This window comes from Desulfosporosinus orientis DSM 765 (genome assembly GCF_000235605.1).
GTDB lineage: Bacteria > Bacillota > Desulfitobacteriia > Desulfitobacteriales > Desulfitobacteriaceae > Desulfosporosinus > Desulfosporosinus orientis.
On sequence record NC_016584.1, the window covers coordinates 243,790 to 261,197 of the forward strand.

General features: G+C 43.3%; 27 protein-coding genes. All 27 read left to right on the forward strand.

What is annotated here, in order from left to right:
* The first annotated feature begins 12 nt into the window (after positions 1-12).
* The 27 genes from rpsH (at position 13) to argC (ending at position 17,386) form a co-directional block, all read left to right on the forward strand.
* Positions 13-411: a 30S ribosomal protein S8 gene (gene rpsH / locus DESOR_RS01280; protein ID WP_014182805.1), complete on the forward strand. Its 399-nt coding sequence runs from the start codon at positions 13-15 to the stop codon at positions 409-411.
* A gap of 23 nt (positions 412-434) precedes the next feature.
* Positions 435-989 (forward strand): 50S ribosomal protein L6, encoded by a 555-nt coding sequence (rplF, locus tag DESOR_RS01285; protein WP_014182806.1) that lies wholly within the window; start codon positions 435-437, stop codon positions 987-989.
* A 49-nt stretch (positions 990-1,038) separates the two neighbouring features.
* Positions 1,039-1,407, forward strand: a complete 369-nt coding sequence (rplR, locus tag DESOR_RS01290) for a 50S ribosomal protein L18 (RefSeq protein ID WP_014182807.1) — start codon at positions 1,039-1,041, stop codon at positions 1,405-1,407.
* Between the two features lie 56 nt (positions 1,408-1,463).
* Entirely contained in the window at positions 1,464-1,934 is a 471-nt protein-coding gene (gene rpsE, locus DESOR_RS01295; RefSeq protein WP_427854235.1) for a 30S ribosomal protein S5, read from the forward strand.
* A 12-nt stretch (positions 1,935-1,946) separates the two neighbouring features.
* The gene (gene rpmD / locus DESOR_RS01300) at positions 1,947-2,129 is read left to right on the forward strand and encodes a 50S ribosomal protein L30 (protein ID WP_014182809.1); all 183 of its coding nucleotides are present in this window, start codon (positions 1,947-1,949) and stop codon (positions 2,127-2,129) included.
* Positions 2,130-2,148: 19 nt separating this feature from the next.
* Positions 2,149-2,589, forward strand: coding sequence for a 50S ribosomal protein L15 (rplO, locus tag DESOR_RS01305; protein ID WP_014182810.1), 441 nt, complete (start codon positions 2,149-2,151; stop codon positions 2,587-2,589).
* Between the two features lies 1 nt (position 2,590).
* Complete coding sequence (secY, locus tag DESOR_RS01310) at positions 2,591-3,877, forward strand: preprotein translocase subunit SecY (protein ID WP_014182811.1); 1,287 nt, start codon at positions 2,591-2,593, stop codon at positions 3,875-3,877.
* 15 nt (positions 3,878-3,892) lie between these two features.
* Positions 3,893-4,531, forward strand: coding sequence for an adenylate kinase (locus DESOR_RS01315; RefSeq protein ID WP_014182812.1), 639 nt, complete (start codon positions 3,893-3,895; stop codon positions 4,529-4,531).
* Between the two features lie 5 nt (positions 4,532-4,536).
* Positions 4,537-5,283, forward strand: a complete 747-nt coding sequence (gene map, locus DESOR_RS01320) for a type I methionyl aminopeptidase (RefSeq protein ID WP_014182813.1) — start codon at positions 4,537-4,539, stop codon at positions 5,281-5,283.
* A 36-nt stretch (positions 5,284-5,319) separates the two neighbouring features.
* Complete coding sequence (gene infA / locus DESOR_RS01325; RefSeq protein ID WP_007778476.1) at positions 5,320-5,538, forward strand: translation initiation factor IF-1; 219 nt, start codon at positions 5,320-5,322, stop codon at positions 5,536-5,538.
* A gap of 18 nt (positions 5,539-5,556) precedes the next feature.
* Positions 5,557-5,670 carry a 50S ribosomal protein L36 gene (gene rpmJ / locus DESOR_RS01330; protein WP_009617550.1) on the forward strand — a complete coding sequence of 38 codons (114 nt, stop codon included), beginning with the start codon at positions 5,557-5,559 and terminating at the stop codon, positions 5,668-5,670.
* 94 nt (positions 5,671-5,764) lie between these two features.
* The gene (gene rpsM, locus DESOR_RS01335; RefSeq protein ID WP_014182814.1) at positions 5,765-6,136 is read left to right on the forward strand and encodes a 30S ribosomal protein S13; all 372 of its coding nucleotides are present in this window, start codon (positions 5,765-5,767) and stop codon (positions 6,134-6,136) included.
* A gap of 18 nt (positions 6,137-6,154) precedes the next feature.
* Positions 6,155-6,544, forward strand: coding sequence for a 30S ribosomal protein S11 (rpsK, locus tag DESOR_RS01340; protein ID WP_014182815.1), 390 nt, complete (start codon positions 6,155-6,157; stop codon positions 6,542-6,544).
* A gap of 13 nt (positions 6,545-6,557) precedes the next feature.
* Positions 6,558-7,187 carry a 30S ribosomal protein S4 gene (gene rpsD / locus DESOR_RS01345; protein WP_014182816.1) on the forward strand — a complete coding sequence of 210 codons (630 nt, stop codon included), beginning with the start codon at positions 6,558-6,560 and terminating at the stop codon, positions 7,185-7,187.
* A 69-nt stretch (positions 7,188-7,256) separates the two neighbouring features.
* Positions 7,257-8,204, forward strand: coding sequence for a DNA-directed RNA polymerase subunit alpha (locus tag DESOR_RS01350; RefSeq protein WP_014182817.1), 948 nt, complete (start codon positions 7,257-7,259; stop codon positions 8,202-8,204).
* Positions 8,205-8,229: 25 nt separating this feature from the next.
* Positions 8,230-8,568 carry a 50S ribosomal protein L17 gene (rplQ, locus tag DESOR_RS01355; protein WP_014182818.1) on the forward strand — a complete coding sequence of 113 codons (339 nt, stop codon included), beginning with the start codon at positions 8,230-8,232 and terminating at the stop codon, positions 8,566-8,568.
* A gap of 145 nt (positions 8,569-8,713) precedes the next feature.
* Entirely contained in the window at positions 8,714-9,502 is a 789-nt protein-coding gene (truA, locus tag DESOR_RS01360; protein ID WP_014182819.1) for a tRNA pseudouridine(38-40) synthase TruA, read from the forward strand.
* Positions 9,503-9,666: 164 nt separating this feature from the next.
* Positions 9,667-10,098 carry a 50S ribosomal protein L13 gene (gene rplM, locus DESOR_RS01365; protein WP_014182820.1) on the forward strand — a complete coding sequence of 144 codons (432 nt, stop codon included), beginning with the start codon at positions 9,667-9,669 and terminating at the stop codon, positions 10,096-10,098.
* Positions 10,099-10,115: 17 nt separating this feature from the next.
* A complete protein-coding gene (gene rpsI / locus DESOR_RS01370; RefSeq protein WP_014182821.1) occupies positions 10,116-10,511 on the forward strand; it encodes a 30S ribosomal protein S9 in 396 nt (131 codons plus the stop codon).
* Between the two features lie 291 nt (positions 10,512-10,802).
* Entirely contained in the window at positions 10,803-11,534 is a 732-nt protein-coding gene (locus tag DESOR_RS01380) for an N-acetylmuramoyl-L-alanine amidase (protein ID WP_014182822.1), read from the forward strand.
* A gap of 152 nt (positions 11,535-11,686) precedes the next feature.
* Positions 11,687-12,148 (forward strand): helix-turn-helix domain-containing protein, encoded by a 462-nt coding sequence (locus DESOR_RS01385; RefSeq protein ID WP_242832430.1) that lies wholly within the window; start codon positions 11,687-11,689, stop codon positions 12,146-12,148.
* Positions 12,145-12,600: an MltG/YceG/YrrL family protein gene (locus DESOR_RS01390; RefSeq protein WP_014182824.1), complete on the forward strand. Its 456-nt coding sequence runs from the start codon at positions 12,145-12,147 to the stop codon at positions 12,598-12,600. Before DESOR_RS01385 ends, DESOR_RS01390 begins: the two co-directional genes overlap by 4 nt.
* A gap of 187 nt (positions 12,601-12,787) precedes the next feature.
* Positions 12,788-13,690: an arginase gene (rocF, locus tag DESOR_RS01395; RefSeq protein ID WP_014182825.1), complete on the forward strand. Its 903-nt coding sequence runs from the start codon at positions 12,788-12,790 to the stop codon at positions 13,688-13,690.
* A gap of 193 nt (positions 13,691-13,883) precedes the next feature.
* On the forward strand, positions 13,884-14,462 hold the full coding sequence (locus DESOR_RS01400; protein ID WP_014182826.1) for an RNA polymerase sigma factor: 579 nt from the start codon (positions 13,884-13,886) through the stop codon (positions 14,460-14,462).
* Positions 14,416-14,871: a hypothetical protein gene (locus DESOR_RS01405; protein ID WP_014182827.1), complete on the forward strand. Its 456-nt coding sequence runs from the start codon at positions 14,416-14,418 to the stop codon at positions 14,869-14,871. The genes DESOR_RS01400 and DESOR_RS01405 overlap by 47 nt, the downstream gene beginning before the upstream one ends.
* A gap of 57 nt (positions 14,872-14,928) precedes the next feature.
* Positions 14,929-16,095, forward strand: coding sequence for a M20 family metallopeptidase (locus DESOR_RS01410; RefSeq protein WP_042330681.1), 1,167 nt, complete (start codon positions 14,929-14,931; stop codon positions 16,093-16,095).
* A 265-nt stretch (positions 16,096-16,360) separates the two neighbouring features.
* Entirely contained in the window at positions 16,361-17,386 is a 1,026-nt protein-coding gene (argC, locus tag DESOR_RS01415; RefSeq protein ID WP_014182829.1) for an N-acetyl-gamma-glutamyl-phosphate reductase, read from the forward strand.
* Positions 17,387-17,408: the final 22 nt, after the last annotated feature.

The following is a 17,408-nucleotide window of genomic DNA, read 5'->3' on the forward strand; positions in this document are numbered from 1 at the left end:
GGGACGACTGAAGTGTCTATGTCAGATCCGATAGCAGATTTTTTAACTCGTATCCGTAATGCTGGTATGGTATATCATGATAAAGTTGAAGTGCCGGCTTCTCGTACAAAAAGAGAGATTGCTGAGCTGCTTAAAGCAGAAGGATACATTAAAGATGTAGAATATATTGCTGATGACAAACAAGGTGTCATTCGGATGTATTTGAAATACGGTCCAAACCGTGAGCGTGTTATTACCGGTCTAAAACGGATAAGCCGTCCGGGTCTTCGTGTTTATGCGAAGAAAGATGAGCTGCCAAAAGTCCTTGGCGGACTAGGAATCGCAGTGATTTCAACATCTAAGGGGATAATGACAGATAAAAGAGCTCGAAAAGAAGGGCTTGGAGGAGAAGTAATCTCCTATATTTGGTAATTTTAGCAACGGAGGTGCAGTGAATGTCCAGAATTGGCAAGCGCCCCATTGGTATCCCCAGTGGCGTGGACTTCAAAATAGAGAATAACGTTGTTACCGTTAAGGGCCCTAAGGGGACCTTAACAAGAGAAATTCATTCGTTAATGAACATTTCAGTAGAAAACTCACAAATTCTTGTTACTCGGCCGGATGATCAACCCTTAAGCCGTTCCCTGCATGGACTGACCCGCACGCTGATCGCTAATATGGTCGAGGGCGTGACCAATGGATTCACCAAAGGGCTGGATATGGTTGGGGTTGGATATCGTGCGGCCAAACAAGGCAATAAGCTGGTTTTAACCGTAGGGAAATCACACCCAGTTGAACTTACTCCTTTTGAAGGGGTTGACTTTGAAGTCCCGGCTCCCAATAAGATCTTAATTAAAGGGATGGATAAGGAACTCGTTGGTGCTTTTGCTGCTGTTGTTCGCTCAGAACGACTCCCTGAACCTTACAAAGGCAAAGGTATTAAATACGAAGGCGAAGTTATCCGCCGCAAGGTCGGTAAAACTGGCGGTAAAAAAGGCGGTAAGAAGTAAATAGGCAAGGGCCAAATCTCTTGCCAATCGTGAAAGGAGTGTGTTCTCTTTGATTAAGCGTATTGATCGCAAGGCTGTTCGCTTGAAAAAGCATAAAAGCATACGCAAGAATGTTGTCGGAGTTGCCGAGCGCCCACGTTTGGCTGTGTTTCGGAGCTTGAACCATATCTATGCTCAAGTAATTGATGACCAGCATGGCGTTACACTTGCTGCTGCTTCATCCCTTGATCCAGAATTCAAAGCCGCAGAATTGTCCGGTGGAAATATTGCCGGAGCTCAGAAGGTTGGAGAACTGGTTGCAAAAAAGGCCTTAGATAAAGGAATTAAGCAAGTAGTATTCGATCGTGGAGGAAATCTCTATCACGGCCGAATCTCAGCATTAGCGGAATCAGCGCGGGAAGCTGGACTCAGCTTCTAAGCTTGGGTAAAGGAGGTATTTTCAAATTGGCGAAGTTCGAAGCTAATAAATCAGATATGATTGAAAAGGTTGTTCATATCGCCCGTGTGGCCAAGGTTGTAAAAGGCGGACGCCGCTTCAGCTTTAGCGCTCTGGTCGTAGTCGGAGACGGCAACGGTCGTGTTGGCGCTGGATTAGGAAAAGCTGGAGAAGTGCCCGAGGCAATTCGCAAAGGAATTGAAGATGCGAAGAAGAACCTTATTAGTGTTCCTATGCACGGAGCTACAATTACTCATCCCATTATTGGAATCTTCGGTGCAGGACAAGTTCTTTTAAAGCCTGCTGCCAAAGGAACCGGAGTTATTGCAGGAGGAGCTGTTCGTGCAGTACTTGAAGTTGCCGGAGTCCATGACATCTTAGCAAAGTCATTAGGTTCGGCTAACGCGCATAATATGGTAAATGCAACGATGGAAGCCTTAAAATCTCTCAAACGTCCTGAAGAGATTGCTAAACTCCGAGGTAAGACCGTAGCGGAAGTTCTAGGTTAAGGAGGGGCGATCATGAAAATTAAAGTGACTCTGACAAAGAGCCCGATCGGTTATTCAAAAGCACAGCATAAAGTGTTACAGGCACTTGGCTTAGGAAAAGTCGGTTCAAGTGCAGTTCATGAAGACAGTCCTGGTATTCTGGGAATGGTTCATAAATGCATGCATTTGGTTACGGTAGAAAAACTAGCTCAATAGAAGGAGGTGTATGGCAAGCATGAAACTGCATGAATTAAAGCCTGCAAAAGGATCAACGCATGCACCTAAACGCTTGGGTCGAGGCATTGGTTCCGGACATGGTAAAACTGCCGGAAAAGGACACAAAGGTCAAAACTCACGGGCAGGCGGAGGAGTTCGTCCCGGTTTTGAAGGCGGTCAAAATCCACTGTTCCGAAGAACCCCTAAACGTGGTTTTAATAATATCTCCAGGAAAGAGATTGTCCCCATTAATGTGCGTGACTTAGAACGTTTTGAGGATGGCGCAGTAGTAACCATTGAAAGCCTCTTTGAAATCGGTTTAATTAAAGCTGTTAAAGATGGCGTCAAGATTCTCGCAACAGGGGACTTGACAAAAGCACTGACAGTCAAAATTGACAAAGTCAGCCCAGCAGCGGCACAGAAGATAGTTGCGGCGGGTGGAAAAGTAGAGGTGGAATAGGATGGCTGTCGACTCCCTGAAGAATGCATGGAATGTAGGGGAGCTCAGGAAAAAGATCGGCTATACACTGCTGATGTTCCTGATTTTCCGAATTGGAGCACATATTCCAACTCCTTATATTGATCGTGACACATTGAATCAAATGCTTGGCTCGGGAGCCATCATGAATTTCATGAATACAATCTCCGGAGGGTCTTTCAAAAGTCTATCAGTTTTTGCGTTGAGTATTACTCCCTATATTACCGCTTCAATCATTCTTCAGCTTTTGACGATTGTCATTCCTTCACTCGAACGTCTGTCTAAAGAAGGCGACTTCGGGCGCAAAAAAATCACGCAGTACACTAGGTACAGCACTGTGGGTCTCGGATTTTTTCAAGCGTTTGGATTAACCTATGGGATTAGGGCTGCTGTATTGGTACCTACTCCAGCTATGAAATGGCCCACATATCTACTGATAGCAATTGTTTTGACTGCTGGGACGTCTTTTCTAATGTGGCTTGGTGAGGCAATCACAGAAAAGGGGATTGGAAATGGTATTTCCCTGATCATCTTTGCAGGAATCGTTTCAAGAATCCCCACAGCTATGACCTCTTTATGGGATATGTTAAGAGTTGGGGAGATTAACTCTCTTACGATTATTGGACTGGTTCTCATTGTTATCTTTGTCACCGCGGGCGTTATCTATGTCCAAGAAGGACAGCGCCGGGTTACGGTTCAATATGCCAAGAGAGTTGTGGGACGACGGGTATATGGCGGCCAAAGCAGTCATATACCATTAAAGGTGAATCAAGCAGGTGTCATACCTGTCATTTTTGCCATCTCTTTGCTTGCTTTCCCACAGACTATCGCTTCGTGGATGCCGACATCGGCCTTTGCGCAATTTGTAAGCAAATGGTTCAGCATGAATGGCAGTATAACCTCAATACCTTATATGCTGGTCTATGGTGCGCTCATTATCTTCTTTACGTACTTCTACACTGCAATCACCTTCAATCCTGTTGATGTTGCAGATAATTTGAAGAAGTACGGGGGGTTCATCCCCGGCCTTCGACCTGGGCGACCAACGGCAGAATATTTAACAAAAGTATTAAACCGTATTACTCTCGCAGGTGGTATATTTCTCGCTTTGATCGCAGTCCTACCGACACTAGTTATTGGAGTTACCGGACTCAAGAACATCTATTTTGGAGGTACATCCCTTCTGATTGTGGTTGGGGTTGCGCTGGATACGATGAAACAAATTGAATCCCAACTTATGTCGAGGCATTATCAAGGATTTATGAGATAAAGAGGAGGAAGAACAATGAAGATAATATTGATGGGTGGCCCAGGTGCAGGTAAAGGAACACAAGCAAGTCCACTGGTGGAACGTTTTAAATTTCCGCATATTTCTACAGGTGACATGTTCAGAGCAGCTATCAAAGAGGGTACAGCTTTAGGTCTTAAGGCAAAATCCTATATGGATGCCGGCGGGCTGGTTCCGGATGAAGTAACCATTGGGATTGTTGAGGAACGTTTAGCACAACCTGATTGCAAAGATGGATTTCTTCTTGACGGATTTCCTCGGACACTAGCTCAGGGGAGAGCCTTGGCGGATATATTAGATCGCTTAGGCATGAAACTTGATGGTGTTATCAATATTGAAGTTGCTGAAGACGTGTTGATTCCTAGATTAACTGGACGACGAATTTGCAGGCAATGCGGAGCATCTTATCACATGGTCTTCAATCCTCCAAAAGTAGAGGGAGTTTGTGAGTGTGGAGGCGAGCTGTACCAGCGCTCTGATGACACTGTTGAAACTGCCAAAAACCGCTTAAATGTTTACAATACGCAAACCGAGCCGTTGATTGCTTTCTATGAAGAAAAAGGTCTCCTCAAGCGTATTAATGGAGATCAGCCAATTGATAAGGTGTTTCAGGATATTCTGAAAGCACTGGGCTAAAAAGCATGATAGAGCTGAAAAATGCGAGTCAAATAGCTCGGATGCGTAATGCGGGGCGGATCGTAGCTGAAACACTTGCCCTGATTCGTGAGCACGCAAAGCCCGGTGTTACGACGCTCGAACTAGATCGCATAGCAGAAAAATATATTCGTTCACAGGGAGCCATACCGGCGTTTAAAGGTTATAACGGATTTCCGGCAACGCTGTGTACCTCTGTCAATGAACAGGTAGTTCACGGAATACCCGGTTTAAGGATTCTAGAATCTGGGGATATTATTAGTATTGATTGTGGTGCACTTAAAGATGGATACTTTGGAGATGCTGCAGTTACTTTGCCAATTGGAGACGTTAACGCAGACATCCAAAGACTGTTAAAGGTGACCGAAGAATCTCTGATGTTAGGTATTGCAAAAGCAAACGTAGGCAACCGCCTATATGATGTTTCTAATGCGGTCCAAACACACGTAGAAGGCAATGGCTTTTCTGTTGTACGTGATTATGTTGGTCACGGAATTGGGAAAGCCATGCACGAGGATCCCCAGATCCCTAATTTTGGCAAACCGGGCCGAGGGCCACGACTCGAGGTAGGTATGGCCTTGGCTATTGAACCCATGGTGAACATGGGTACGTATGAAGTGCAGACGCTAAAAGATCGCTGGACCGTGGTTACGAAAGATAAACGGCCATCGGCCCATTTTGAACACACGGTTGCAATTACGGAAAATGGCCTGGAAATTCTAACTCGATGTTAGGTTGGAGGCAGGGAATGCCAAGGGAGGGGTGAAAACATGTCAAAAGAAGACGTAATTGAAGTAGAAGGCAAAGTCTTGGAGCCATTGCCAAATGCTATGTTTCAAGTAGAATTAGCCAATGGGCATAAAGTTTTGGCACATGTCTCCGGGAAAATTCGCATGAATTTTATTAGGATTCTTCCAGGAGATCGGGTTACAGTGGAGCTTTCCCCTTATGATCTGTCCAGAGGGAGAATCACATACAGGTTTAAGTAAACCAAAGGAGGGATTACAGTGAAAGTAAAGCCTTCTGTTAAAAAGATCTGTGAAAAATGTAAAATTATTCGTCGCCATGGTAAAGTCATGGTTATATGTGAGAATCCGAAACACAAGCAAAGACAAGGCTAAAATAGTTTCGGTTGCGCGGCTGATTGGAGCAAGCCTCCAATGCACCGATTTTATATTATTCCAGAACTGAAATAGTTGGAGGTGTAAATTTTAGATGGCACGTATCGCTGGAGTTGACTTACCGCGCGAGAAACGCTTAGAGATTGCCTTAACCTATATTTATGGTATTGGGCTACCGACTTCACACAAGATTCTCGCAAAAACCGGCGTAAGCCCAGATATCCGAGTTCGCGACTTGTCAGAAGATGAAGTCAGCAAGCTTCGGGAAGTTATTGATAAAGAGTATAAAATTGAAGGCGACTTGCGTCGCGAAGTTTCCCTCAATATTAAACGTCTTATGGAAATTGGTTCCTATCGCGGACTGCGCCATCGTCGTGGGCTTCCGGTTCGAGGCCAACGTACGAAAACCAATGCTCGAACCCGCAAAGGACCTGCTAAGACTGTTGGAGCAAAACGTAAGAAGTAATAAGGAGGGATAACCGAGATGGCACGTAAAGTTGTCCGGACAAAACGCCGGGAACGCAAAAATATTGAAAGTGGAGTAGCCCACATTAAATCCACTTTCAACAATACTATGGTGACCATTACGGATACCAGCGGGAACGCACTCTCCTGGTCAAGTGCTGGTTCACTTGGATTTAAGGGATCCCGTAAGAGCACACCGTTCGCAGCACAAATGGCTGCCGAGACCTGTGCCAAAGCCGCAATGGAACATGGCTTAAAAGAAGTAGAGTGCTATGTTAAAGGACCTGGAGCCGGTCGTGAAGCTGCTATTCGCGCCCTGCAAGCTGCAGGCTTAGAAGTGAATTTGATTAAAGACGTGACACCGATTCCACACAATGGCTGTCGGCCACCGAAACGCAGAAGGGTATAGGAGGTGTGTAATCATGGCTAGATATTCTGGACCAGTCTGTCGCTTATGTCGTCGGGAAGGAATGAAGTTGTTCCTTAAAGGCGAACGTTGTTATACAGGAAAATGCGCAATAGACCGTCGTGCTTACGCTCCTGGACAACACGGTCAAGCCCGAGCTAAGAAGCCAACAGATTTTGGTCTTCAATTGCGAGAAAAACAAAAAGCACGCCGCTTATATGGCGTTTTGGAAAAACAATTCCGGAGTTACTTTGACGAAGCTGCACGCCGCAAAGGGGTTACTGGTGAAACCCTGCTTAGCCTTTTGGAACGCAGACTGGATAATGTCGTATTCCAATTAGGTTTTGCTGCATCCCGTGCAGAAGGGCGTCAACTTGTAAGTCATGGTCATTTTACCGTTAATGGTCGAAAAGTTAATATCGCTTCCTATTCAGTACGTGCTGGTGAAGTCATTGCTGTTAAAGAAGGCAGTAAGAGCTCTCCACGTATGAAACAACTCCTCGAAAACCTGGGTTCTCGTGCAGTTCCCGGTTGGTTGAGCTTGGATGCCAATTCTGCTTCTGGAACTGTAGTCGCACTGCCTACTCGTGAAGATATTCAACTGCCCATCCAGGAACACCTCATCGTGGAGAAATACTCCCGTTAATGTTGACGTTCAACCCATTTGGGTCGGATGGTTTGTATATCAAGTTCTCGAGAAAGAAGGTGCATTTCGATGTTAGAAATCGAGAAGCCCAGAATCGAGTGTATCGAGCGTTCTGAAGATAACTCCTATGCAAAATTCGTTGTTGAACCTCTAGAGCGAGGATATGGGATTACGTTAGGGAATTCCCTTAGGCGGATTCTACTATCCTCTCTCGAGGGATCGGCGGTAACATCAGTCAAAATCGAGGGAGTACTCCACGAGTTCTCAACGATTCCGGGTGTTTTGGAAGACGTTACGGACATTATACTCAATCTGAAGTCTCTTGCTCTAAAAGGCTATACGGATGAGCCTCGGGTTATTCGTATAGAGGCACAGGGTGAAGGGGTTGTCACAGCTGGGGATATCATAACTGACCCAGATATTGAGATTTTGAACAAAGACTTAAAAATAGCTACCTTAGACAAAGATGGTCGTTTGTATATGGAAATGACGGTAGAACGTGGTCGCGGTTATGTTTCTGCAGATAAGAACAAGAAGCCGGATCATGTTATAGGAGTTATCCCTATTGATTCTATCTTTGCTCCGATTTATAAGGTTAACTACACGGTCGAAGATACGCGGGTTGGTCAAATCACAGACTATGATAAACTAACCCTTGAGGCATGGTCAAATGGCAGTATATCACCAGAAGAGGCTACCAGTTCGGCAGCTAAAATTCTAAGTGATCATCTGCGCTTATTTATGGGACTCACTGATAAACTCAATAATGTTGAGGTTTTAGTGGAAAAAGAAGAGGAAGCCAAAGATAAAATCCTTGAGATGACGATTGAGGAATTAGATCTGTCTGTTCGTTCCTACAATTGCCTGAAACGGGCAGGGATTAACTCCGTTGAAGAGTTAACTCAGAAAACGGAAGAGGACATGATTAAAGTACGTAACCTTGGTCGCAAGTCTTTGGAAGAAGTGGAACTTAAACTTAAGGACTTGGGTTTATCTTTCCGGCCTGCTGAAGACTAATTCGGTGCAAAGGAGGGGAATGTAATTGGCTTACCGCAAGTTAGGAAAAAACTCAGGTCATCGCGGGGCAATGTTGCGTAACATTGTCACTTCCCTGTTACGACATGAGCGTATTGAAACAACTGAAGCACGCGCCAAGGAACTAAGCGCAATTGCTGAAAAAATGATAACACTCGGCAAACAAGGAGATTTAGTAGCTCGTCGCTCGACGATGGCTTATCTCATGGATGAAGATGTTGTTAAAAAATTGTTTGATACTATCGCGCCGAAATATGCTGACCGTCAAGGCGGCTATACTCGAATCATGAGACTCGGCTTACGTCGGGGAGATGCTGCCACAATGGTTATCATCGAACTCGTGTAAATGCGGTATTAAAAGGCCGGGTTGCTTACAAATGTAATGCATACCCGGCTTTTGCAATACTAAACCTCATTCCATTGAGCAGAGCAGGAGGATATCTCAGATTATTGTGGAGTTGGGGCTATCGTATTATGGAGGCTAAGTGTATATGCGTAATATTTGTTTAAAACTGGCCTATGATGGAACCAATTATCATGGATTCCAGCGACAAGCTGAAGCCTATGGCCCAACAATCCAGGGAACTTTGGAAAAGGTATGGGAGAAACTCGTTAAGGAAAAGGTAGCTATAACAATGGCAGGTCGTACCGATGCAGGTGTACACGCGTTAGGTCAGATTGTAAACTTTATGACAGCCTCCAGAATTCCAGAAGAAAAAATACCGAAGGCCTTTAATAGTCTGCTCCCTAAGGACATTCGCATCCTTCAGGCTGAATGTGTGCCGGATGAGTTTAGCTCACGGTGGTCTGCAAAATGGAAGCGCTATGATTACCGGATTGACAACAAACTGATTCCGGACATCTTTAACCGCCTCTATGCTGCTCATGAACCGATTCCATTAAAAATAGATCTGATGCAGCAAGCGGCATTATTAATGGAGGGAAGGCACAATTTTAAAACATTTGCAGCTTCCGGTGGAGACAGCAAGAGCTTTGAGCGAACGATCTACCGATGTCAAGTTTACGAAGAAGATAACAAAATGATTAGAGTATCTTGTGTTGGGGACGGTTTTTTATACCATATGGTTCGTATAATTGTTGGGACATTGCTTGAGGTAGGTAAGGGAAAAACTCTTCCACAAAAAATTCCGGAAATTATCGCCAGCCAAGACCGGGATCGGGCTCGAATGATTGCCCCAGCACGTGGATTAACTCTTATACATGTCAATTATTCAAATGAAAGTCCCTTTGAAATATTTCAAGACTTAGGTAGTGGTTAAGATAAAAATGAAACTTGACATGGAGTTGATTTTAAAATAAAATACCAATATGAGTTTTTATGCCTTGGATATGATTGAGCCCCATGCCCCTGGCATACGCAAGCATGATTGAGCCCCATGCTAGTGAGAAAAAAACAGCAAACTTCTATATTGGAGGGAAAGTCATGTCCACGTTTTTTGCGAAAGCACAAGAACAGGAGCGTAAATGGTATATTATTGACGCTGAGGGAGTCCCCTTGGGTCGTATTGCTACTGAAGCAGCACGTCTCCTGAGAGGTAAACATAAACCGACATTCACACCAAATGTTGACACTGGAGATCATGTAATTATTATTAATGCTGCAAAAACTGTATTAACTGGAAACAAACTGAACGATAAGATGTATCGTCGCCATTCAGGATTTCCTGGTGGTTTAAAAGAGGTCACTTATAAAAAGTTAATGCAAACAATGCCTGAACGTGCTATGGAACATGCCGTGAAGGGAATGCTTCCTCATAACAAGTTGGGTGCCCAGATGTATACGAAATTAAAAGTGTACAAGGGAAATACACATCCACATCAAGCTCAACAACCTGAAATCTGGACAATTCAGTAGGAAGGAGGAAGTAAAACATGGCAACTCAATTACAATATATGGGGACAGGACGACGAAAAAATGCAATCGCCCGTGTCCGTCTTATTCCAGGCGAAGGAAAATTCACCATTAATCAACGTGAAGTAGCAGAGTATTTCGGTAAGAAAACGCTGGAAATGATTGTTCAGCAACCTTTCAATATTACAGATACCGTTGCAAAATATGATGTTATTGCACTCGCTCATGGGGGTGGTACAACCGGTCAGGCTGGTGCAATCCGTTTAGGTATTGCTCGTGCTTTGCTGAAGGCTGATGCCAGTCTTCGTCCAAGTCTCAAAAGAGCTGGTTTCCTGACACGTGACCCACGCATGAAAGAACGCCGCAAATACGGCTTAAAGAAAGCTCGTAAGGCTCCACAGTTCTCAAAACGTTAAGCCAAGAAAGTTTGTGCTGCAAAGCCGAGCCTCTGCAAATCAAAGGAAGGGATTTATCCCTTCCTTTTCGTCGTACTAATCAGAAAGTATAACCTTTTATTCATACTGCAAGAAGGTTTAACCCTTGCGAAGACAGTGTCTTCGTCGTCTGTAGCATAAGTGTAAGCAACGGTTTCGCCTTCGCTAAGGCTCGGCAAAGCCGGGTTTTCTATATTTTTCAGACAAGCAAAACGCATATTCTGAATATCTCCCCCATAAGGTAAGACGGAATAGACTAGGGGAGGGTGAAGAATGAAAAGAATTTTAGTTATAAGTATGAAATGGCGCAAGATTTATTTTGGAATGATGTTTATCCTTTTTTTAGTAATTCTTTCGGTTGTTGGCTTTAACAGGCAAGATAAAGAAATATGGAGTTGGACCTTGGGTGACCGAGTTGTGGTAATCGATGCAGGTCATGGAGGAGTAGACCCAGGGGCAGTTGGTATAAACAAAGTATTAGAAAAAGACATTACTTTAGGTGTGTCGAAACGTTTACAGTCTCTGCTTCAGCAAGGTGGATCAAAAGTTATTATGGTACGTGATGATGATAGCGATTTAGGAACCTCAGAGGGTCTTTTACGTCGTAAAAGAGAGGATCTGGCTAAAAGAATTCAACTGGCTATGGATTCTCAAGCAGAAGTGTACCTAAGTATCCATGCCAATAGTTTTCCTGACGCAAAACTTTTTGGAGCACAGACCTTCTACCATTCAGATTCTCCTGAAGGAAAGTTATTGGCTCAGTCCATCCAGCAAGCCTTAAACACCATGACAAATGGCAAGAGAATCGCGAAAGGAAACCAAGATATCTACGTATTAAAAAAGGCAAATCAAGCGGCTGTTACAGTAGAGCTTGGTTTTCTCTCAAATCCTCAAGAAGAACAGTTGCTAACAACCCTTGACTATCAACAGAAACTGGCAATTGCTATTTATCAAGGTCTAGGAAATTATTTCGCAAAGCAGGCAGAACATCAAAGTGCAGATTAATAATAAATTTTGTAGAACAATGTTAGCTTTTGCAGGGAAACCATTTTCTTTCGCGAATGTCTAAATTGGAGTTAAGATATCTATGAAAGTAGGGAGCATATGTGGATTTCCTGCCTATAATATTATTTCTGTTAGGAGTTGTCTTTTTATTTTTGGGTTGGCGTTGGAATAATACACCCGATGAAGAAACCTTAACAGCCTTAAAAGGTTTGGCCTACTTGAAAAAAGAGCTAGTTCGGGTTCAAGATCAGGTTATTGATCTTGAAGGGAAACTATTGGAAGCTAAGGAAGATAATCTTCCAGAGGTCATGCAGAAAGAGATCCTGATAAAGGAAAATGAAACAGAGGTATTGGAGCCTAAGACCAATGAATTTGAATCCCAACAATTCGCTCTTCTAAAAAATGCTGCCTTTGAAGGTTTTAATTCTACAGAAACGCGTAGGCCCAATAACGGGGCTGAAGTAAACTCTCAGCTATCACCAAAGTATCAAGAGGTATTGGAGCTTGCTGCCGGAGGGGAATGCATACCCGATATTGCCCAGCGGTTATTTCTAAGTCAAGATGCAGTAGCTATGGTATTGCGCATGCAGCCAGACGGGGGTAATGATAATTGAAATTTACACGTTCCTTTTGGCTTGGACTAGGTTCAGGACTTATTTTAAGCGCAATGCTTGCGCTGGTTCTTTCTCCTCAGCATCAACAAGTTGATCAACAACCTGCTGTGAATTCACAAACATCTCTTCCCATTGATCAAGAGACAAACCAAGCTGAAGGAACACAGATTCCTCAATCTTCTGAATCAGCAGAATCAAAGAAGTCATCGATGCAGGTGCTTCCTTCAGAACCTGATTCTTCAGAAATTGAGAAGGACTTTGTCATTCCAAAAGGGGTTGGTGCTGAAAGAATTGCGGAATTGTTGTTAGCCCAAGGTTTTATTAAGGATAAAGAAGTCTTTTTGGATAATGTTCATCAACTGAGGGTACAACGTCGGTTTCAGGCAGGAACCTTTAAACTCACCCTGGGTCTTACCGAAGAAGAATTAATTAAAAGATTATTAAAGAAGTAGAAGAATTTAAGCCTCTTTCGGGATCTTTGATTTCTTAAAAAGCTTGCAAAATATATTTGCAAGCTTTTTTATTTTTGGGGAACATTAATTTGTGTGGTGAAATTAGAATCTGTGAGGGCAGCCGTCATTCTAAGGGTTTGGCGAGTGTAAATGCTCAAATTTGAATAAAAGCAGGGAGAAGAAAGCAATGCAAAAGAACGTGATTAGAATTATTGGGGTACCTATTGACTTAGGAGCAGATCGACGAGGTGTCGATATGGGTCCGAGTGCTATTCGTTATGCAGGCTTGAATGTACGTTTAAAGCGCCTAGGTTGGAAAGTTGAGGATTCAGGTAATCTAGAGGTTCCTGTTCCAGAGTCACGAGAGATAAGAGATAAACGTCTTAAATATTTAGATGAAATTGTTACGATTAATGAGCGTCTTCATATTGTTGTTTCAGAAGCAATCAAGGAAGGGGTTATCCCATTAATTCTTGGAGGGGATCATAGCTTGGCAATAGGTACTCTATCAGGGTTGGCCTTGAGTGGAAAAACTTTAGGAGTAATTTGGTTTGATACTCATGGAGATTACAATTCTTTGGATACCACTGAAAGCGGCAATATTCATGGTATGCCTTTGGCTGTAGCTAACGGGATTGGGGCCTCGGAATTAACGTCCATTGGGGGAATGAAGAAAAAGCTGCAGGAAGAAAACACGGTGATCATAGGAGCACGAGAGATGGATCCTCAAGAGAAAGAAATGCTGCGCCAATCTAAAATTACGGTTTTTACAATGCGTGATATCGATCAAAAAGGAATGATGGAAGTTGTAAAAGAAGGCATTGAGATTGCCTCAAGAGGAACGGATGGAATCCATGTGAGTTTTGATTTAGATGTCATTGATCCTGAGGAGGCCCCCGGGGTGGGAACTCCTGTACCAGGGGGAATAACCTATCGTGAGGCTCATCTGGCCATGGAACTCTTAGCAGATTCGGGAAGGATTGCAAGTATGGATGTGGTTGAAGTGAATCCAATTTTAGATAACCACAATAAGACGGCAAAATTAGCAGTTGGGCTCATTTCATCAGCATTTGGAGAACGAATTTTTTAATCATCTCCTTGCGTTTTTTAATTTTTAAAATATTTTTTCTATTTCAAAGGCGGTATTGATTGCAGGAAAAAGAGGTTATAGGTTACAATTAATAGGATATGGGCCAGCTAATTCTGAAACTTTTTTTGAACTCAAACGTATTAAAACTCAGAGGATAATGGGAGTTAAGAACTGAGAATAGGAGCCAAAGTTAATGGAAGATGCCGAGATCATTCGGCTAGTTTTAGCGGGACATCACGAACAATATGCTGGCCTTGTCCAACGTTATCAGGAGCCTTTGATTCTTTTTTTAAGGCGAATTCTCAACTCAGAAGAGGATAGTTTTGACTGCGCACAAGAAGCTTTTTTAGCGGCATACCGCAATTTAAATCGATACTCAAAGGAATATCCTTTTCGAGCTTGGTTATATGCCATTGCTCGAAACAAGGCTCTTGATCTTATGCGTAAACGACATAGAGAAGTTTTATCGATACCTGATGAGACTATGGTTGACCAACGACCTAATCCCGAAGAAGTTGTACTGGCAAAAGAAGAGACTGCCTTGCTTTCAGAGGTCTTGCATGAACTGCCGGAACAATACGGGCAAGCTTTGTATTTACGATATCGCCAAGAACTTTCTTACAAGGAGATTGCAATGGTTCTGCAGGTTCCCGTCAGCAGTGTTAAAACTTACATTCATCGGGGAAAGGAAAAACTTCGTCAGATTTTAGAAAGGAGGGAGATCCGTGGAGGAAAAGGACAGCCTATTATGGAAGAAATTATTTCAAGATGATGCGATTCCTAAGAAGGTTCTTGACAATTTTCAAACCCAGCTTATGGCGCAAATTTTTGAACAGCCTGTTGATTTTGCGGCAGAGAGACGTTTAGCTGAGCGCAGAAAGTGGGGACTGGGTTTAGCCCTTAGCCTTATAGTGTCGGGTATAATGGTTGGGATACTCTTGTGGTTTGGAAATGATATGCTTTCGAGAGGTTTGAATACGCTCCTCGCGGGATTTCCAAACAGTTCTAAGTTCCAGCAAATTGGACAGACCTTACTGCAAAGTCTCAAAGTTCTTAAAGATATTAAGATTGGAATTGATCTTCTCTGGGGAGTAGTCTCCTGGCCGTTGCTTGGAATAATGGCCCTAATAGTGGTAGTTAGAAGCCCGGAATATAAGGATTCTATAATCGAAAAAATCTAACGAATAAGTTATTCTTATAATAAGCAAATATAAAGAATGAGAAAGAGATGGATGCCCATGAATGCTATCAAGGCTTTTTTAAGGGATCAGGCCTTCCATTTACGCAAAGAGGTATGGGAAATTGCTCACCTGATTGGTGAGCATCCTGAACTGGGGTATAAGGAGTACTTTGCGGTTGATTGCTTAAGCCGTTTTCTAAAAAAACATGGGTTTAAAGTGGATTGTGGCGTTGCTGAAGTAGAAACGGCCTTCTTAGCTAGATTTACGGGAATGCGCCCCGGACCCACGATTGCTTTTTTGGCAGAATATGATGCCTTGCCGGTCATAGGGCATGGGTGTGGACATAACTTGATCGGAGCGGCCAGTGCAGGTGCGGCTGTAGTTCTAAGTAAAAGTTTAAATTTAGCGGGTGAGGTCTTAGTCATAGGTGCTCCGGCAGAAGAGACCAGCGGAGCGAAAGTAACTTTAGTAGAGAAAGGAGTATTTAGGGACGTTGATGCAGCCATGATGTTCCATCCAGGCAGTCAAAACGTCCCTGTCATTTCTAGTCTTGCCTTAGATGCTTTAGAATTTACCTTTTATGGACGATCTGCTCATGCTGTCGCTGCGTCTAATTTTGGTATTAATGCTTTAGATGCTGTCATCAATTTTTTTGTTGGGATTAATGCCCTCAAAAAACAAGTTTCCCCTGATGTAAAGATTAACGGTATTATTACAGAGGGAGGTACAGCTCCCAACATAATTCCAGAGCGTGCGGTAGCAAGATTTTATCTGCGTGCTCGGAAGCGTGAAGACTTGGATGAATTGAGAGCGCAGGTAATCCGTTGTGCTCAAGGAGCTGCTGAGATGGTTTCTGCAGACATGTCTTGGCACAAGTTCGAATTTTCTTATGATGAAATGCATACCAATTTCGCCTTGGCTGAATGTTTTACTAAAAATTTAGAGGAGTTAGGCATTCATCAGATTGCCGCTCCACAAACCGCCATGGGATCAGTCGATATGGGGAATGTCAGCCGAATAGTGCCTTCAATTCATCCGTACCTAACCTTAGGAACAGGTACGGAGATTCCTCATACACGGGAATTTGCCCAAGTTTCACTATCTAATCATGGAGAGAGTCTACTTGTATTAGCTATGCAGGTACTAGCCTTTACAGGCTGGGATGTTTTAAGTGATAATAAACTCCTACAGCAAATTAAACGAGAATTTCGTTCGCTTAGGTGATCAATGTGAGATAGAGTATAATATTAATAGCCAGTGGGAAGCTAAAATGAATTGGACTGCATAAGGAAGGGGAAACCCTTTCTTTTTTTGTATGTGCGCCACGAAGTGGCGCGAGTCGGTGGGTTAAAATCCTACCAGTGCCGTTTATGGGTACTTTAGTTTAGTCGCCCGAAAGTTTTCTTCACGATAATGGTTGAATGTTTATGCAGATAAATGTATAATTATTAAAATTGAACATAATGAATTGAGAGAGAAGGTTTAAGATATGAAGGTCGGTATTCTTGGGGCAACAGGCTATGCAGGACAGGAAATAGTTCGCTTATTGCACCGCCATGGTGAGGTTGAGAAGCTATATCTGGGATCATCCAGTGCAGCCGGGGAAGATTATGAATCCATCTATCCCCATTGGCAGGACCAAAAGGTGGGTATATTGCAGGATGAAACCATACCTGAGCTGGATGTTCTCTTTTGCGCTCTTCCTCATGGACTGACAGCTCAAAGGACGAGTGCTTTCTTAAAGCAGAATATTAAAGTTATTGATTTGGGAGCCGATTTTCGATTGAATTCAGCAGATCTATATGAAGAATGGTATAAAATTAAACACCCGGCAGCTGAACTGCTCAAGGATGCAGTCTACGGTCTGCCTGAGATTTATAGAGATCAAATTAAAGGGAAGTCTTTAATCGCCAATCCCGGCTGTTATCCAACAGCAACCTTATTAGCTCTTGTTCCTTTGCTTCGTAAGCAATTACTTCAAACGAGTTTCTTAGTAATTGACGCAAAGTCAGGTGTATCGGGAGCGGGACGTGGGGTTTCATTGGGGATGCACTATAGTGAAGTCAATGAAAACTTTAAAGCTTATGGAGTTGCAAGCCATCGGCATACGCCGGAAATAGAACAAGAACTCTCTCGTGCCTCAGGGCAAAATTTAACTGTAAACTTCACACCTCATTTAGTACCTATGACACGCGGAATGCTGGTGACGATCTATGGAAAAGTTTCAGAAGGAGTTCAAGAAGATGATTTGCGGGAATGCTGGCAGGCACAGTATGAGGAAGAAGAGTTTGTTCACCTATTACCGCCGGGAACTTGGCCCCAGACGAAATTTTCCAGCGGCAGCAATCATGCTTTCTTACAATTAACCCTTGATAAGCGAACAGGAAATGTAGTTATTGTCTCTGTGATTGACAATCTGATGAAAGGTGCTGCCGGTCAGGCAGTTCAGAATATGAATATCATCATGGGTTGGCAGGAATCACTAGGTTTAAAAGGAACCGCTATGTGGCCTTAATAGATAGCAAGTGACACAGTGA

Excerpts from the sequence above, each read along its gene's own strand:
- rplF (WP_014182806.1), top strand. The coding sequence starts at position 435 with ATGTCCAGAATTGGCAAGCGCCCCATTGGTATCCCCAGTGGCGTGGAC.
- rpsE (WP_427854235.1), top strand. The coding sequence starts at position 1,464 with ATGATTGAAAAGGTTGTTCATATCGCCCGTGTGGCCAAGGTTGTAAAA.
- rpmD (WP_014182809.1), top strand. The coding sequence starts at position 1,947 with ATGAAAATTAAAGTGACTCTGACAAAGAGCCCGATCGGTTATTCAAAA.
- rplO (WP_014182810.1), top strand. The coding sequence starts at position 2,149 with ATGAAACTGCATGAATTAAAGCCTGCAAAAGGATCAACGCATGCACCT.
- secY (WP_014182811.1), top strand. The coding sequence starts at position 2,591 with ATGGCTGTCGACTCCCTGAAGAATGCATGGAATGTAGGGGAGCTCAGG.
- DESOR_RS01315 (WP_014182812.1), top strand. The coding sequence starts at position 3,893 with ATGAAGATAATATTGATGGGTGGCCCAGGTGCAGGTAAAGGAACACAA.
- map (WP_014182813.1), top strand. The coding sequence starts at position 4,537 with ATGATAGAGCTGAAAAATGCGAGTCAAATAGCTCGGATGCGTAATGCG.
- infA (WP_007778476.1), top strand. The coding sequence starts at position 5,320 with ATGTCAAAAGAAGACGTAATTGAAGTAGAAGGCAAAGTCTTGGAGCCA.
- rpsM (WP_014182814.1), top strand. The coding sequence starts at position 5,765 with ATGGCACGTATCGCTGGAGTTGACTTACCGCGCGAGAAACGCTTAGAG.
- rpsK (WP_014182815.1), top strand. The coding sequence starts at position 6,155 with ATGGCACGTAAAGTTGTCCGGACAAAACGCCGGGAACGCAAAAATATT.
- rpsD (WP_014182816.1), top strand. The coding sequence starts at position 6,558 with ATGGCTAGATATTCTGGACCAGTCTGTCGCTTATGTCGTCGGGAAGGA.
- DESOR_RS01350 (WP_014182817.1), top strand. The coding sequence starts at position 7,257 with ATGTTAGAAATCGAGAAGCCCAGAATCGAGTGTATCGAGCGTTCTGAA.
- truA (WP_014182819.1), top strand. The coding sequence starts at position 8,714 with ATGCGTAATATTTGTTTAAAACTGGCCTATGATGGAACCAATTATCAT.
- rplM (WP_014182820.1), top strand. The coding sequence starts at position 9,667 with ATGTCCACGTTTTTTGCGAAAGCACAAGAACAGGAGCGTAAATGGTAT.
- rpsI (WP_014182821.1), top strand. The coding sequence starts at position 10,116 with ATGGCAACTCAATTACAATATATGGGGACAGGACGACGAAAAAATGCA.
- DESOR_RS01380 (WP_014182822.1), top strand. The coding sequence starts at position 10,803 with ATGAAAAGAATTTTAGTTATAAGTATGAAATGGCGCAAGATTTATTTT.
- rocF (WP_014182825.1), top strand. The coding sequence starts at position 12,788 with ATGCAAAAGAACGTGATTAGAATTATTGGGGTACCTATTGACTTAGGA.
- DESOR_RS01400 (WP_014182826.1), top strand. The coding sequence starts at position 13,884 with ATGGAAGATGCCGAGATCATTCGGCTAGTTTTAGCGGGACATCACGAA.
- DESOR_RS01410 (WP_042330681.1), top strand. The coding sequence starts at position 14,929 with ATGAATGCTATCAAGGCTTTTTTAAGGGATCAGGCCTTCCATTTACGC.
- argC (WP_014182829.1), top strand. The coding sequence starts at position 16,361 with ATGAAGGTCGGTATTCTTGGGGCAACAGGCTATGCAGGACAGGAAATA.